This is a genomic window from Aeribacillus sp. FSL W8-0870 (assembly GCF_037963755.1).
GTDB classification, from domain to species: domain Bacteria; phylum Bacillota; class Bacilli; order Bacillales; family Aeribacillaceae; genus Aeribacillus; species Aeribacillus composti.
The window spans coordinates 97,501-113,234 of record NZ_CP150165.1; the positions used below are offsets into that span (position 1 = coordinate 97,501).

At 38.4% G+C, this 15,734-nt stretch carries 14 protein-coding genes, 9 tRNA genes and 2 rRNA genes (1 of these 25 running past the window's edge); 16 read left to right on the forward strand and 9 right to left on the reverse strand.

Translation table 11 applies throughout. From position 1 onward, the window contains the following. The 16 genes from NSU02_RS00465 to NSU02_RS00540 form a co-directional block, all read left to right on the forward strand. Positions 1 to 282 (forward strand): 23S ribosomal RNA (locus NSU02_RS00465) (it extends 2,651 nt beyond the left edge of the window). A 95-nt stretch (positions 283 to 377) separates the two neighbouring features. Continuing rightward, a 5S ribosomal RNA gene (gene rrf, locus NSU02_RS00470) occupies positions 378 to 493 on the forward strand. Between the two features lie 22 nt (positions 494 to 515). Then, positions 516 to 591, forward strand: a tRNA-Val gene (locus tag NSU02_RS00475). Between the two features lie 154 nt (positions 592 to 745). After that, a tRNA-Thr gene (locus NSU02_RS00480) sits at positions 746 to 818 on the forward strand. Between the two features lie 156 nt (positions 819 to 974). After that, a tRNA-Lys gene (locus NSU02_RS00485) sits at positions 975 to 1,050 on the forward strand. A 7-nt stretch (positions 1,051 to 1,057) separates the two neighbouring features. After that, positions 1,058 to 1,140 (forward strand) — tRNA-Leu (locus tag NSU02_RS00490). A 6-nt stretch (positions 1,141 to 1,146) separates the two neighbouring features. After that, positions 1,147 to 1,218, forward strand: a tRNA-Gly gene (locus NSU02_RS00495). A 7-nt stretch (positions 1,219 to 1,225) separates the two neighbouring features. Further along, positions 1,226 to 1,314: transfer RNA gene (locus NSU02_RS00500), tRNA-Leu, on the forward strand. Positions 1,315 to 1,319: 5 nt separating this feature from the next. Next, a tRNA-Arg gene (locus NSU02_RS00505) sits at positions 1,320 to 1,396 on the forward strand. A 3-nt stretch (positions 1,397 to 1,399) separates the two neighbouring features. Beyond that, positions 1,400 to 1,476 (forward strand) — tRNA-Pro (locus tag NSU02_RS00510). A gap of 10 nt (positions 1,477 to 1,486) precedes the next feature. Next, positions 1,487 to 1,559: transfer RNA gene (locus NSU02_RS00515), tRNA-Ala, on the forward strand. Between the two features lie 490 nt (positions 1,560 to 2,049). Then, positions 2,050 to 3,405: a hypothetical protein gene (locus NSU02_RS00520; protein ID WP_339193780.1), complete on the forward strand. Its 1,356-nt coding sequence runs from the start codon at positions 2,050 to 2,052 to the stop codon at positions 3,403 to 3,405. Positions 3,406 to 3,417: 12 nt separating this feature from the next. Then, positions 3,418 to 4,101 (forward strand): ABC transporter ATP-binding protein, encoded by a 684-nt coding sequence (locus NSU02_RS00525; protein ID WP_339193782.1) that lies wholly within the window; start codon positions 3,418 to 3,420, stop codon positions 4,099 to 4,101. A 32-nt stretch (positions 4,102 to 4,133) separates the two neighbouring features. Continuing rightward, positions 4,134 to 4,616: a stage II sporulation protein M gene (locus tag NSU02_RS00530; protein WP_339193784.1), complete on the forward strand. Its 483-nt coding sequence runs from the start codon at positions 4,134 to 4,136 to the stop codon at positions 4,614 to 4,616. After that, positions 4,604 to 5,131 carry a hypothetical protein gene (locus NSU02_RS00535; protein WP_063387112.1) on the forward strand — a complete coding sequence of 176 codons (528 nt, stop codon included), beginning with the start codon at positions 4,604 to 4,606 and terminating at the stop codon, positions 5,129 to 5,131. The genes NSU02_RS00530 and NSU02_RS00535 overlap by 13 nt, the downstream gene beginning before the upstream one ends. A gap of 64 nt (positions 5,132 to 5,195) precedes the next feature. Then, positions 5,196 to 5,648 carry a hypothetical protein gene (locus NSU02_RS00540; RefSeq protein ID WP_339193787.1) on the forward strand — a complete coding sequence of 151 codons (453 nt, stop codon included), beginning with the start codon at positions 5,196 to 5,198 and terminating at the stop codon, positions 5,646 to 5,648. Positions 5,649 to 6,082: 434 nt separating this feature from the next. Here the strand turns inward: NSU02_RS00540 and NSU02_RS00545 are convergent, their stop codons facing one another. The 9 genes from NSU02_RS00545 to NSU02_RS00585 all read right to left on the reverse strand — a co-directional run bounded on the left by NSU02_RS00545 (position 6,083) and on the right by NSU02_RS00585 (position 15,711). Then, positions 6,083 to 6,835, reverse strand: coding sequence for a prepilin peptidase (locus NSU02_RS00545; RefSeq protein ID WP_339193789.1), 753 nt, complete (start codon positions 6,833 to 6,835; stop codon positions 6,083 to 6,085). A 254-nt stretch (positions 6,836 to 7,089) separates the two neighbouring features. Further along, on the reverse strand, positions 7,090 to 8,319 hold the full coding sequence (locus NSU02_RS00550; RefSeq protein WP_027725928.1) for an IS110 family transposase: 1,230 nt from the start codon (positions 8,317 to 8,319) through the stop codon (positions 7,090 to 7,092). A gap of 219 nt (positions 8,320 to 8,538) precedes the next feature. Continuing rightward, complete coding sequence (locus NSU02_RS00555; protein ID WP_339193792.1) at positions 8,539 to 9,462, reverse strand: hypothetical protein; 924 nt, start codon at positions 9,460 to 9,462, stop codon at positions 8,539 to 8,541. Next, the gene (locus NSU02_RS00560; protein WP_339193794.1) at positions 9,455 to 10,057 is read right to left on the reverse strand and encodes a PilN domain-containing protein; all 603 of its coding nucleotides are present in this window, start codon (positions 10,055 to 10,057) and stop codon (positions 9,455 to 9,457) included. The genes NSU02_RS00555 and NSU02_RS00560 overlap by 8 nt, the downstream gene beginning before the upstream one ends. Further along, on the reverse strand, positions 10,058 to 11,053 hold the full coding sequence (pilM, locus tag NSU02_RS00565; protein WP_339193795.1) for a pilus assembly protein PilM: 996 nt from the start codon (positions 11,051 to 11,053) through the stop codon (positions 10,058 to 10,060). A 116-nt stretch (positions 11,054 to 11,169) separates the two neighbouring features. After that, positions 11,170 to 11,583: a prepilin-type N-terminal cleavage/methylation domain-containing protein gene (locus NSU02_RS00570; protein WP_339193796.1), complete on the reverse strand. Its 414-nt coding sequence runs from the start codon at positions 11,581 to 11,583 to the stop codon at positions 11,170 to 11,172. Positions 11,584 to 11,798: 215 nt separating this feature from the next. Then, positions 11,799 to 13,004, reverse strand: coding sequence for a type II secretion system F family protein (locus NSU02_RS00575; RefSeq protein WP_327873329.1), 1,206 nt, complete (start codon positions 13,002 to 13,004; stop codon positions 11,799 to 11,801). Then, complete coding sequence (locus tag NSU02_RS00580) at positions 12,991 to 14,043, reverse strand: type IV pilus twitching motility protein PilT (protein ID WP_063387121.1); 1,053 nt, start codon at positions 14,041 to 14,043, stop codon at positions 12,991 to 12,993. Before NSU02_RS00580 ends, NSU02_RS00575 begins: the two co-directional genes overlap by 14 nt. 12 nt (positions 14,044 to 14,055) lie before the next feature. Beyond that, the gene (locus NSU02_RS00585; RefSeq protein WP_339193797.1) at positions 14,056 to 15,711 is read right to left on the reverse strand and encodes a GspE/PulE family protein; all 1,656 of its coding nucleotides are present in this window, start codon (positions 15,709 to 15,711) and stop codon (positions 14,056 to 14,058) included. Positions 15,712 to 15,734: the final 23 nt, after the last annotated feature.

The window sequence follows — 15,734 nt, forward strand, 5'->3', positions numbered from 1 at the left end:
TCGCGGGCGCAGGAAATTTGAGAGGAGCTGTCCTTAGTACGAGAGGACCGGGATGGACGCACCGCTGGTGTACCAGTTGTCCCGCCAGGGGCACCGCTGGGTAGCTATGTGCGGAAGGGATAAGCGCTGAAAGCATCTAAGCGTGAAGCCCCCCTCAAGATGAGATTTCCCATCGCTAAACGCGAGTAAGATCCCTTGAAGATGACGAGGTAGATAGGTCCGAGGTGGAAGCGTGGTGACACGTGGAGCTGACGGATACTAATCGATCGAGGACTTAACCAAGTAAGAGCATCTATTCGTGAAAGAAACGTTATCTAGTTTTGAAAGAATGACATTCCGATGTCATTTGACAACAGGAAGGAAAACAGAAAAGGCTGCTTGGTGGCAATGGCGAAGAGGTCACACCCGTTCCCATCCCGAACACGGAAGTTAAGCTCTTCAGCGCCGATGGTAGTGAGGGTTTGTCCCTTGTGAGAGTAGGACGCTGCCAGGCTGCCTTTATTTAATTGTTTTTAGGAGGATTAGCTCAGCTGGGAGAGCACTTGCCTTACAAGCAAGGGGTCGGCGGTTCGATCCCGTCATCCTCCACCATCTTGCATGCTCGTGAAGATCAATTGGAGAGCATGTTCTGTCTTCTTTGATTATACTTCAGCGTACTACATTGAGATTCTTCTTAAGCAAGCTTACTTTCATTGGAATAACAATTTAAGCAAAGGCAAAAACTGAGTATTGAAGTTGTTATTATGCCGGTGTAGCTCAATTGGCAGAGCAACTGACTTGTAATCAGTAGGTTGGGGGTTCGATTCCTCTCGCCGGCATCATTTTAGTTGTTTTATTATGAATATGTCTTTCAATCAGTTGTCAGACAAGCAATGCTTCATCAAATTTGTGGCAGGTTGTTTTGCCCTGATGTCATTGATCGTCTTCCCAATAGTTAAGACAGAAGAGACAGCTGAAAAAATATTTTTGATCATGAGCCATTAGCTCAGTCGGTAGAGCATCTGACTTTTAATCAGAGGGTCGGAGGTTCGAATCCTCCATGGCTCACCATTTTGACGCGGGTGTGGCGGAATTGGCAGACGCACTAGAATCAGGATCTAGCGCCTTTATGGCGTGGGGGTTCAAGTCCCTCCACCCGCATCATATGCGGAAGTAGTTCAGTGGTAGAACACCACCTTGCCAAGGTGGGGGTCGCGGGTTCGAATCCCGTCTTCCGCTTTTCTCTGCCGGGGTGGCGGAATTGGCAGACGCACAGGACTTAAAATCCTGCGGTAGGTGACTACCGTACCGGTTCAAGTCCGGTCCTCGGCACCATATTTGCGCCCGTAGCTCAATTGGATAGAGCGTTTGACTACGGATCAAAAGGTTAGGGGTTCGACTCCTCTCGGGCGCGCCATATCGGGAAGTAGCTCAGCTTGGTAGAGCACATGGTTTGGGACCATGGGGTCGCAGGTTCGAATCCTGTCTTCCCGACCAGGAATTTAAAGGGGCCTTAGCTCAGCTGGGAGAGCGCCTGCTTTGCACGCAGGAGGTCAGCGGTTCGATCCCGCTAGGCTCCATCTAAATATTTATTCATACAACCAATTCCAATAATCCACTGAACCTTAGGGAGATTCCTAAGGTTTTTTTATTGCCCATGAAAAATGGACATGGACGTATGGATGCGAAAAAATTATCAATAGCTGCTAACATATTCGAAACAGTTGTCAAGCAATTATTTGTGTTGCTTAACATAGTGCTTTGAAGCCGTTAGTATGATCCGAAAAGTGTATAGCGATGGGGGCAAACAAAATTATCGATATCGATCGAAACATAAAAAATGGGAGAATTTCTAATAAATCGCTAAATATGGTTGATCAATGGTATATTTGGTAATATTATTTAATTGATCAGATGAAGAGAAAGTGAGAGTTTAAATATGAGTTCAGCTATACAATGGCTCAGCAGCTTCATTATTTTTTAGGAAAAATTTAAGAAAATAGATAAACATCGCGTAATGAACATTGTTTCTAAATTTCGTTTTATGGTTTTATTGATGAGGTGCAGACTATGTCATATGTAAGAATTTTTTTTCTTATTGCAATCAATGCTTTAAGAGCATATCAAAGCAATTTGTATGAAAAATTTGAAAAAATTTTACCTGAATTTAAGTATCTGGCGAAATATTATATATACTTTTATGCAGCGTCAAATATTTTATTATTAGGGATTATTCTTTTACTAGACCCTTCTCAAAATGTACATATTCATCGTATATTAAATGACTATAAATGGGAAATTTTAATCGCAAAATATTTAATGGAATTATTTGTCATTATAAATTTGTTAAGATTTGAAGTTCCAAAAGGATTTAAAAAAGTTTATGGATTAATACCGTCTATTTTTTATGTAATCACTGCTAATTTTAAAAACGTTTATACATGGATACTGATACAGTTTATATATTATGCATTTTTAGATAAACAACTTTTTTTGATCTTATTGATTTTAAGCTGTATAATCATTTATCTTTCTTTGTTTGCTAAAATATCAGAATTTCAATACATATTAAATATTTTAAAAATGGCTCGTCTCATGTTTGTAATATTGTTAAGTTATCAAATCATTCAAGAAGTATCGCAAAAAGCAGGTTTTAGCTTCGCGAGTGCAACCAATAAAATCGAGGTTTTATTATTTTTATGGGTGGCTTTTCTATTAATTCTGTTAATATCTAACTATTTTTTATTAAGATATATTAAAGCTACTACACGAATTTTCCAGGAAAAACAATTAATCCATTATTTCAAACTATTTTTTATACCCTTCATATTTTTGACTTTGATACAGATCACATCCAGCTTGTTTGTTTTCATCAGCAATATCGAAGAATCACTGATAATCATGTCCTATTTAATTTCATCTCTTTTTGTTAAAATCAAATTTATTGATTTTTTAACTGTGGAAACTTATGGTTATTATTTGTTTTATTTAAAGTCTTTAGACAAAAAAATTCAATCTGAGTTTATGATGAATATTAACTTAAATAATTTCTTCTTATTATTGCCCGTTTTACTATTTCACCTCTGTTATCTCATTTTAAATCAGCAATATATTTATGCTTTCCTGCTGATGCTTGTATACATATTAGACATTAAGGCAGATGAACTAATCATGTTAATCACGAGAAAAATATTGAAGAAAAGTGAATTGCCTAATTTGTTTATACACACAAAAAAAGGTTTATCCAACGTATTATTAATAGCGTTTGTTCCCATTGCCATTATTAGCATTCTTGTAAACAGTAGCAGCATAAAGAGCTCCAGCTTAGCTACAACGATGTTGCTGCTCGTTTCCGTCATACTATTTTGTGTGTCAATATTGGCGCATTATTGGAGGAAGAGCTTTTTTGACGAATTACATAAGTGAGGTAAAAAATAAATGTTAGAAATTAAAAATTTAACGTATAGCATAGGGGAGAAAAAAATTTTAGATCATATATCTTTTTCAATACCTGAAAATGAAGTGACAGCCATTGTCGGGCCAAATGGCGTGGGCAAAACTACAACCGTGCAAATATTGTCGAATATAATCAAAACGGAAAATGCTTCTGTTAAGAGCCTAAATCGTAATAAGAAAATCGTTTACTTGGATATTGAATATTTAGTTTTTGATGAATTGACAGCACAAGAGTTTCTCGAGTTACATTCACGAATTCATAATAAAAATAAAGAAGAGCTTGAAGAGCTATTAAACGAATTTGAAGTATTGAATATTAAAGAATTTTTACCGAACAAGTTAAAAGGTCTTTCTTTAGGGCAAAAGCAAAAATTGATTATATTAATGGGATTTATGTCCAATGCAGATATTTTAATATTTGATGAGCCATTTAACGGTTTAGATTATAAATCTGAAATGAATTTTAAAGAGCTGCTCAGAAAAAATAAGTTTAATTTCACAATTATCATCACTACCCATAATTTTCATGATATCGAAAGGTACACTAAGCAGTGCATTGTGATGGAAGATAGCAAAACGATTAAGCAGATTGCAAACGTAAATACTCAAAGTTATAAAAAAAATATATTTCAGTATTTAGGTTTAGAACAGGAGCAGTATAGATGAATCGTCAGTTCGTCATAAAAAGGGAAGAGTTCATGAAAATTCCTCTGCTTATATTTGGTTTTTTATTGGCAGGATTCTTCTTTGGCGCATTATTAGAAGTCGATTTAAAAAGGGAAGCTCTCGATCTAAATTTTATTGATATTTTTTTCAATAACGCCTCAATCGGCATTATGTTAGTTCTGCTAACAAGTTTCATATCTTATCCGATTATTTTATATAATTCATTTTTTTTAGGGTTAAACATATATTTTGGCATAGAGCTCTTTGGCGTATATAAAACTTTCATGACTTTAATTTTCCATACGCCGATAGAAATAGTAGGATGGATCATATGTATCATCGCTTCTAAAAGAATGAAAGATTTTTATAAAACTGTGTTAAAAAAAGAAATAAACAAAGAAAATGTCAAGGCTGTTTGTATGTTATTGCTGACAATGATAGCTGTTTACTTTGTTGCAGCCATAGTGGAATATTATGCTTTTGAATTTCTGGGGGGACATAAATGGTTAAATTAAAAGCAAATGAAAAAATATTATTAATACTGTTTACGCTTTGGTATTTATTATCCATACAATTTATCAGTCAATACATGATCATGAATCAAGGCAGTGTAATCTATGAAAAGAACATTTTTAAAACGAAAGAAATCATGTTTGTATTCCTAAATTTTGTCATAATGATCTTTTCGATTGTTTTTCTTTTCTTTCAAGCTTTTATCTATCGATTTATCATACTATTATTTAAACCGCAGAAATATCCATCCATATTTTCAAGCTTTTTTTATTTAATGATTGGATATTTGCCATTTTCCATTACGATCATTATCACAAACTTTATTCATCAAGAGTATGTTTACAATATTTCAACGAATATATACGCAAAAATTTTCATAACGATTATTGTAAACGTAATATATATATTCATCATTGTTAAAAAAAATATCATCGATTCCAAAAAGGCGCTATTATTGTGTATGTTTTTAATCGTAATAAATGCTCTAGTTTTATTCATTAATTTCAATTCACTATAAAAAACGATTCAGAGGAACTTGGATAAAATTTTCTTCATTCTTGAATATATGAGAGGATAGGAAAATGGTTAATGAAATAAAAATGTATTTTTCTCGTCACAAACCAATTTATGTTATACTTGCTGCAATCATGATAGGATGCGGACTGCAATATTTCATACTTAGCAATGAGAATATGAAGTCTGTACAGGATGCTTTATCGGAAGAATCGGAGTCATTGATTTTCCAAAACTTCTCTGTCGATATCATTGCCCTCATTGCCTTGCTATATTATATTTTTTGCTCTGCTGCTTCAATCATGAAAGATGGAGTTTTTGAAAAAAATAAAAGCACCCGTAAAATGATTTTACATAAAATATACGCTTCTTATTTGTTCGTATTTATTTGCAACGGAATCATTGTATTATTGACTAGCATAATCGTTATCATACTTTATGGATTTCATCATGATATTTTTTATCATGCATTGTTATTACTTATTGCGAAGTCCTATACCGCAATTTTTTATGTAACATGATCTATGTTTTTGGCTGTTCTATTCAAAAAGTATATGTTTATTTTTTCCATGCTTTTTGTTGTGGAGATTGCAAAAATTGCGGTTTTTGCATTTCTGCGTAAATTTGCTGTTTTTGATTACGTTATATTCAATCATTTAGATATTTCCTCTTATTTCCATTTGCCGTCTTCGGGAATTGATAAGGGATATAACATATTATTTTCCATTGCCATATATTTAGCGTATATATTCCTTCTGCAAGCTTTGAGTGTTTATATATTCAACAAGAAAAGAGAGCGTGTAACCGATTAATTAACATTTATCGTTATTATGGATGGCATTATCACCATTGTAAAGATTTTGAAAAGGCCGTTTAGCTCGCTAGGCTAGCTGTTAAAAATACTTTTGCTTCATATCAAAAGAAAAGAAAAGTCAGACCTGTTCTCTTTTGTCCATTATATGATTAACTGAATATACCAATGGAAAATTTCCGTTTCATAAAAATATGAAAGCACGGCTCCAATACTTATGAAAGGTCCGAATGGTATCGCTGATTTACGGCTTAATTGTTTCGTGATGATGCCAAATAGACCGAATAATGCACCAATTAAGGTAGACAGGAAAAAAGCTAATAAAACTCCTTTAAGACCTAAAGCATATCCTAAAACAGCAAATAGTTTAATATCTCCGCCTCCCATTCCGCCATTGCTTACAATGGCAATGATATAAAGAAGGACAAAACCGACAGTCATTCCAATTATCGAATCATACCAAGGATGAAGCGGAATCCAGGTCCGCAGGAGAACAAATAGAACGAAGAAAAAGATTAAAATTCGATTCGGAATCAATTTGTAAGATAAATCACTCACCGTAATAATGATCAGGAGTGAAACAAAGGGTAGTGCTACTAAAAGCTCCTCGTTAAATCCAATTTTGTAGAAACTAAAAACAAATAGTAAACCTGTAAACAGCTCCATCACTGGGTAAATAGCCGAAATCGGAACACGGCAGCTGCGGCATTTTCCTTTCTGAAGCACATATGAAAAGATGGGTATTAATTCATACCAGGATAAGAAATGGCCACAATGCGGGCAGTGCGACCTCGGCTGAACGATTGAGCGTTTTTTCGGGATGCGAAGACCGACAACATTAAAAAAAGACCCGAAAATGATTCCGATAGCAAAGAAAAAAAGGTAAACGAAAACCATTGCCAAACTCCTCATACATTAGTATTTAGGGCTGTTTTTACCATTTTGTGATTCCTTATTTGTTTCTGATGAATGATTTTTATCTGCTGAATCAAAATAAAAGTCCTGCGGTAATATGTCAAGGTGAAAAATCATAGAAATTGGAAATTCCCTTGTCCGATGATCCGAAAAAAGGCAATACTGAAGAAACCCAGTATTGGTACATGTAATAAACTGGGTCTAAAGGTTGATATTGGTATACCAGATCGATCCTCTTATCGATCTTCCCCCTTTCTTGGCGTGTAGATTTGACCGTTGCGTAGCAGCGCATCGATCACACGCACGAGTTTTCTAGCGGTGAGGACGAGGGCTCGTTTATGTTGGTGTTTGGGCACTTCCTCATACTTCTTCCGGTAGTACGCACGAAACGTCGCATCATGCCGTTGCACCGAGTTGGCAGCCTCCACTAGGTAGTAACGGAGATAGCGATTGCCGGAACGAATGAGGGAGGTGTCCTCGGCTTGAAAACGGCCCGATTGGTGCTTGGACCATGTCAAGCCGGCATATTTTGCCAAGGCGGCCTGGTTGTGAAACCGCTCGATTTGCCCGATTTCGGCCAGGATGCCTGCGGTATAAACCGGTCCGATGCCTGGGATGGTTTGCAGTGTGTTCGGAATGCCTTCAAGATGGCGGGTAATGGCTTTATCGAGCTCTTTGAGCTGCGATTGCAGGCTGCGGATTGATTGAATCGACAGCCCTAACAGCAAGTCGATGGAATCCTCGACACACTTGGACAACCGATACGACGAACGGGCCGCCTTTTGAATCGACTTGGCGATGCATTCCGGATCGGCAAAGCGATTGCGCCCTTTTTGGCGCAGGAAGTCGGCCAACTGCTTGACATCCATTTGGCAGATGTCATCGAGGCTCCACGACTCAAGCAGCAGTTCGAGAATGGCATGTCCGAAGATCGAACTGTCCACCTCTTGGGTAAAGGAACTGCATTTGTAAAACAAGTGCTGGAGAAAATACTGTTTCTCACGGGTTAACTGGTGGACGAGATGATATCGCATGCGTGTCAGTCGCTGAAGCGCGAGAAACTGCTCCTTGAGGACAGCCGTCATCTTCAGACGGCCGAAGCGAAGCCGATCCGCAATGATCCAAGCATCGATGTCATCCGTTTTCTCCAAGTCGACATAGGCTTCTTTAAACTTGCGAATGAGCTTTGGATTGATCGTAAACACCTTGACGTTCCAAGCCTGCAAGGCCTCCTGCTGGTGGAAAAACATAGCTGGATGCCAACTGTAGACCGAGGTGGCTTCCATCCCGATCAGAATTTCGGTTGGCTTTCGCTTGTTAGCCCACAGGAGGATTTGATCCCGAAGGAAGGTGGCGCCCAGAAGATGATTATCCACTTTGAAGCGTGCGCACGTATTTCCTTCATGATCCATAATGCAGGTGGCTAAGTCGCGTGAGCTCACGTCGATCCCGACGTAGAGTTTCATGAGATCACCTCCTATTGTTGTAGGATCGAGGGGTAGGACTCTTCGGGATGCCCCCGGATCGCGCCTGTTGACCAGTCACCCTCGCATATGAGAACTCACGTTGGACCATGGGCTGCCCTGGAAGCTGCTCCTTCCAGCATGGGGAAAACCAACGGGAACAGCCTGCGGGTTAGACGTCCAAACAGGGGCCGAGGAGACAGACTTTACAAGTAGTCAAAGCTACAGGAGTGAGAAGAGTATCCCCGATGATCCTAAGACCATTATCCAGGAACATTGCGAAAAGTCCAACCCCGGTACGCTGAACCCTTTGTGGGAGGGGCGCGCCCCTCCCACAAAGGCAACCACCCAAGATATGCGATTGTCAAGGAGCGTATCGGACTGGAAATTCGATAAAAAAACTTTCTGAAACTTAGTATACGAGGTAGTTAATTGAATTTCCATCGTAATGGTTTGATTCGTTTCGTCCTCTAAAAGCTCCTTTTCCCCCGGTTTCGTGAACGAAAGGACGTCCACTCGGGTGATTCGCTCCAATTTTTCTATTTCTTGTAGGAATTGTAAAAAATGCTTGAAATCTGGTGAAACAACCGACAGATTAAAGGTAATTAGTTTCACGTTTTTATATTTTTCTTTCTCTGTCGATTCGTTCGAAGCTGATTGGTTTTCGCTTTGATTAGACGGAGCATCCGCACTTTCATTTTCAGATTGATTAGTTGCAGACTCCATTTCGGTTGATTCATTTTGCTCCTTATTTTCGTTCGTATTGTTCGTATCTGTTTTATTGTTTTCCGATAATAATTCCGATTCAGACAGCGTTTGCTCATCCTGAAAGGAAATGTTCTGGATTTGGCTGCCGCTGACGTATTCCGCTTCCTGTAAATCAAGCAGCAGCTGGTCCATATTGCGGCTTAACGGCATTTTTTTCTCTAATTGAGCAGTATTTTCTTCCTTATCCGTTTTACTTTTATTCAATTGTGCTTCCAATTGCTTCATTTCCACTTCAAGCTGATTGGCATCTAACTGTGCAAGCGCAACATCGTCTTTCAAAGGCTTTACCGTATACATATACACAACGCCAATAAGCAAAAACAGTAAAACGATTAAACAATAAAAAAAGATTTTCCTTTCTTGGAGGAAATCACTCATCTTCTTCACCCCCGTTTTCGTCCTCTAACGCCGAAGAATGAGTCTCAAGAATAATATTCACATCATATCTCGGAATCTCCTTGAACATTTCTTCATCCACTTGTTCCTCTGAAGCTTCTTCAAATGTGAAGGTTTTAATTTCTTTGATCCTTACATTTGTAAAAAGAGGGGAAGAGACGAGCTTTGAAACATAAGATGCGGCAACATCCAATGATTCGAATTGGGTTTGGATCGTCAATTGTTTATTTTCATATTCATAATGGCTTAAATAGCTATGATTTGGCAGCAATTCCAGCAATTCTTCAATGAAATGTGAGGTAGGTGCGGTCAATTCCTCTGCTTTAGCGACCGCTTCTTCTAAGCTGCCTGATTGACCATTTTTTTGATTTTCTACTTGAGTTTCTAAAATTTCCTTATCCATTTTTAAATTTTCAATTCTCGTATCGGCCAGTTCTTTCTCATTTTTCGTATGAATATATTGATAAACAAGGATCGATAAACAGATTAGCCAAATAACAAGAAAAGAGATAAAAATAATCAAAACCGTCGAACTTTGTCTTTCGGATTTCGGCAATAAATTTATTTCAGGGATCACTTAACTTCCCCCTTTCAAGGCAAGCCCTAAAGCAGGTATAAAATGACGAGGAACTTTATCCATTTTTTCAGGAGAAAGGTAAGCATCTAAAATCGTAACGGGAATTTGAAATTGACTTTCTATTTTTTTTCTAATCAAATCTAAGTTTGGAAAATCTCCTAACAGCATAATTTTCGATACAGCTTTCTGACCTTTATGAATGGAGTAGCGGTAAAAATTCATCATCCGCTCCAATTCCATTATTTGATCATCAATTAAACCTAAAAATTGCGCTTCATCTCCATTATACGTCCAGGTGAGCAGATCATCATCGTATTGGTAGCTTGTCCAATCGTTCATTTGAATATCTAAATCTTGAAATCTTAAGAATTCAGGCTGGTTCTCCGAAAAAATACTGATCATGATTGAGTTTAAATTCAACTCCAAAAATAAATATGCTTCAACTGTATTTTTTGTCATATATGTATATTGGAAATACCGATATACGCCAATTGAACGAATATCAGCAGCGACAGGCTTTAGTCCTGCATCAATCAAAATCTCCGTATATTTTCTCATTTCATCTTCTGGAACAGCAAAAAGAAGCCCTTCCCGTTCTTGTGTATCAGCTTTTCCAGGCAATGGTGATACATCAAAGATTGGATTGTCAAATGGAAGATAAAGTGTATGTCCTAATTCCATAATAAAGTGGCCGTTGATTTCTTTATCTTTTAAATGAGCAGGAAACTTTACCTTTCTCATAATGACAAGGGAATCAGGCGCATAAAACTGGACATTCCGCCTTTTGATTCCCCACTCTTTGACGGTCTCCTTCATAAAATGATAAAACTCCATCTCATCAAGAATTCGCCCATGCTCTAGCAGGCCGTTCGGTATAGACTTTTCTTTGAAATGTTTAATATTTGATAAATCGCCGCCGGAATGATCCACCATCCGAAGCGCATAATCATCGATGACTAAGTTGATGGTTTTTTTAGCCGAAAGAAAAGTGAGCATAGGCGAACCCTCCTGTGACCAAAATATTTTTGCAAAGAGAAATACTCCAGCTTTTGATAAAAAGTAACAGGCAAATTATTATGTTTACATGTTCCAAGTTAAAACGAAAAAGATTTTTAATTATTTTTTTTACTTACTTTATTTAAGAAAGTGCGTAAATTTCCTTCGTTAGCAGGATCACCAACATCCTTTACACGATTTGCAGGATGACCAGAAATTGACCAAGTAGTGCCGTCAAATGAAACTGTAAAATTATTATCTTCTGTTTTAAAATCAATATAATCTTTAAGTTCATTGGCACCATATTTAGCAGCATCTTCTTGACTGCCGTCTTGTGCATATTTTAGTTTGGCAGCTGAAATAATATTTAATGCCTCTGATACAGCAGCCCGGTCTCTAGACTGGCCAATGACATTTGCGATAATCGGGATTACAATAGCTAGTATGATTGCAATGATGATAATAACAGCCAATAGCTCAATTAATGTCATCCCTTTTTCTTTTTTGAGAAGTTTTACATGTTTTCTCATTTCATGTTCCTCCTTTGTTTTTAGTTTTCCTAAATTTGTTTTTAGTTTTCCTAAATTTACTTTCATAAGGCAAAACGGCAAGCGCTTGTCATGTTCCCGCAAACTTTATTAACTCGATTTCTTGACCACCTCCTAAAGGGATTTTTTGGAATCTAGTACAATACGTTTCTTTTAGGTGCTTTATATACGAAAATGCTGCAAGCTTCGTCATCTATTTACATTTGCTGATAAATGCTAAACATAGGAATCATAATGGCAAGAACAATTGTCCCAATGACAAAGGCTAAAATGACGATCATAATTGGTTCGATCAGCGATTTCAAAATTTCAACGCTGCGGTCAACTTCCGCTTCATAGAAATCAGCTATTTTGGTTAACATGAAATCTAATGAACCAGTCTCTTCGCCGATCGCCGTCATATGGGTGACGAGCGGCGGGATTACCCAGCTTTTTCTAAACGGTTCGGATAAGCGGTCTCCTTTTTCTAAACTATCACGTGCGTCCAACACGACTTTTCCAATGACTGGATTGTTGACAACCCGCTCGACAATAGTTAAAGCTTGTAAAATTGGCACTGAACTAGAAAAAAGGGATGATAATGTCCGCGTCATTCTTGCAATAGCTGATTTTTGCAGCAATTTGCCGAAAACAGGCATTTTTAACAAAATAACATGGACAGCGTAATAAAAGGCTTTATTGCTTTTCATCAACAAGCTGAAAGCAAGAATCGCTGCTAATAAGACGAGAAGTACAATCCACCAAAAGTTTTGAACTACATGGCTTGCGCCAACTACGAATTTCGTAATGGCAGGCAGTTCGCTGTCAAATTGGGCAAAAATTTCGGTGAATTTAGGCACAATCGTTAGCATCAGAAATACAACAACTGCAATAATGATAATGATTAATGTGATTGGATAAGCAAGGGTTGATTGAATTTTTTTCTTCAAATCGTATTGCTTTTCAAAATAAGCCGCCAGCCTGTCCAATGTTTCGTCCAAACTCCCGCTGGCTTCCCCGGCGCGAACCATATTGACAAAAATGGCCGGAAAAATTTTCGGATATTTGCTCACCGCATCTGAAAAAGCATTTCCTGTCCGCAATTCCGTTTCAATCTCAGCCAATACTTTGGCCAATGCTTTGCTTTCCGTCTGCTTTGATAAAATATTCGTTGAATCTACAATAGAAACTCCTGCACGGATCAGTGTTGCAAATTGCCGGCAATAAATGACAAAATGCTGGTTTTTCACAGGTCTGCCAATCGATACTTCCTTATAGATCAAGCCTTTTGCTTCATTGATCTCACGGGGGCTTATTCCTTGTTCTCTTAATTTTGCGATCGCATTTGTTTTATTTAGTGCATCAATCGTACCTTTCTTTAGCTGTCCTGTTTTCGTACGACCGACATATTTATAGATAGCCATTTTCATCACCTTTATTGATATATGGCATGGCGCTTTCGTAAGAAATTTTTCCTGAGCTTAATAAGCTTTGAACGGACATTTCCAATGTATGCATTCCTTGAGCTCTATTCGTTTGCAAAACATTGTGGATTTGATGAATTTTTTCATTGCGAATCAAGTTTGAAATGGAAGGATTATTAATTAAAATCTCCGTTGCAACCGTTCGCCCGGATCCGTCCTTTAGCGGGAAAAGGCGCTGTGAAATGATTCCTTGCAAAACGTTTGCTACTTGAAGGCGGATTTGCCTTTGCTGATGGGGCGGGAACACATCTATGATCCGGTCGATCGTCTGAGCTGCACTGCTTGTGTGCAATGTGGCCAGCACTAAATGGCCTGTTTCAGCAGCAGTAATAGCTGTCGATATCGTCTCAAGATCCCGCATTTCCCCCACTAAAATAATATCCGGGTCTTGCCTTAAGGATGCGCGCAGTCCGTTTGCAAAGCTTTTTGTATCTGAACCAATTTCCCGCTGATTGATAATGGATCGCTTATGGGAATGAATATATTCGATTGGATCTTCTAATGTAATAATATGTTTGGAATAGTTTCGATTAATATAATCGATCATCGCTGCCAATGTCGTTGACTTACCTGAACCGGTTGGTCCCGTGACGAGAATTAACCCTTGGGGCTTTTCCATCAATTTCTCGACAATGGAAGGTATTTTAAGCTCTGCGATCGTTGGGATCTTCGTCGGTATAATTCGGATCGCGACACTTATATGATTGCGTTGGCGAAAAGCGTTTAATCGAAACCGTGAAATTCCCTCTAATTCATAGTTAAAATCAAGCTCGCCCTGCTGCTCGAACGTATCCCACATCGTCTCCGGAATAAGCTCTTTTGCCATTCTTTCCGTGTCGTTTTTAGACAATGAATGGTCTCCGTAAGGCTTTAGCTCGCCGTTTATGCGAAAAACCGGAGGAGAGTCGACAATTAAATGGAGGTCTGAAGCATGATCCGTAAAAGCTTTTTTAAGTAAATCTGATATATTGTATGACATGAAGCCCACCTCCTACTCGAGGACAGCGACGCGTAAAATTTCTTCTGTTGTCGTTAATCCCTCTTTTACTTTCAGCAAACCGTCATCGATTAAAAATTTTAATCCTTTTTCCCGTACAAAATTTTGCAAATAAGAAGTTGACGTATTATTCATGATGAGTTCACGAATCTCCGCATCGATCGGCAATACCTCTTGAATGGCTAGGCGCCCGCGGTAGCCGGTCATGTTGCAGCTCGGACAGCCTTTGCCTTTTGCAACCGTCTCGATTTCAAGGCCTCGATTGGCAAAAATTTCTTTTTCTCTTTCAGTCGGGCGGACGATTTCGCGGCAATCCCGGCACACTCGTCGAACTAAACGCTGGGCTACAATGCCAATGATTGAAGACGATATGAGATATGGTTCAATGCCCATATCGATTAATCTCGTTAAAGCAGCAACTGCACTATTCGTATGTAGAGTACTTAATACTAAATGACCTGTAAGTGACGCCCGAATGGCAATTTGTGCTGTTTCTGTATCACGAATTTCGCCGATCATAATAATATCCGGATCCTGGCGCAAAATCGAGCGAAGCCCATTGGCGAATGTCAGGCCGATATCTTCATTTACTTGAATTTGATTGACTCCTTCGATCTGGTATTCGACAGGATCTTCAACCGTGATGATATTTACATCCTCTGAATTTAACTGATTTAAAGCAGCATACAATGTCGACGACTTTCCGGATCCTGTAGGTCCAGTGATTAATATTATTCCATTTGGCTGATTTAGCATAGTAATAAATTTTTCCAAATTTTCATCTGTAAAACCGATTTTTTCCACACTGTTTAATACATTGCTTAAATCAAGAATCCGCATCACGACTTTTTCGCCAAAAATTGTCGGCAGCGTGGCGACACGAATATCCACCGGTTTAAAACTGATCGTTGTTTTAATTCGGCCGTCCTGCGGCAATCTATTTTCTGTAATATTTAAGTTTGCCATAATTTTAATCCGGGCAATGATGACATTTTGCATATGTTTTGGCAGTGACCGCTCTAAACGTAAAATGCCGTCGACCCGGTAGCGGACCTTTACGTCTGTTTCTTGCGGGTCAAAGTGGATATCACTGGCACGCTGGGCAAGACCGTTGGCAATGATTTGGTTGACAAGACGAACAACAGGAGAATCTTCATCCGTTACTTTTGCTTCATCCATTGAATCCTTTGGTGAAAGATCACTCATGATCTCTTCCATCGATTCTTGAAGATCATAATATTTTGTGATCGTTCGATATAATTCATCTTTTGTCGCAATAGCGGGTTCAATATGGCATCCTGTTGCCATTCTCAGTTCTTCTATAGCAAAATAGTCCATCGGATCCGCCATTGCAACAAAAAGTTTATTTTTATCTTTTCGGATTGGCATCACATAATGCCTTTTTGCCAGCTCTTTTGGAATTAATTGAAGAACATCCTGATCAATTGGATATTGATAAATATTAATATGCGGTATTCCTAATTGGAACTCCAATACTTCAATCAGCTGCTGCTCGGTAATAAAACCTTCTCTCAGCAGGGCATCCCCTAATTTTTCATCCGGTGACTTATTTTTTAATGTTTGGTTTAATTGTTCATTTGTAATGAGTCCAGCTTCTAAAAGCAAGTCTCCTAAACGCTTTCTAGACAATTTCCGTTCACCTCCAAAGATGC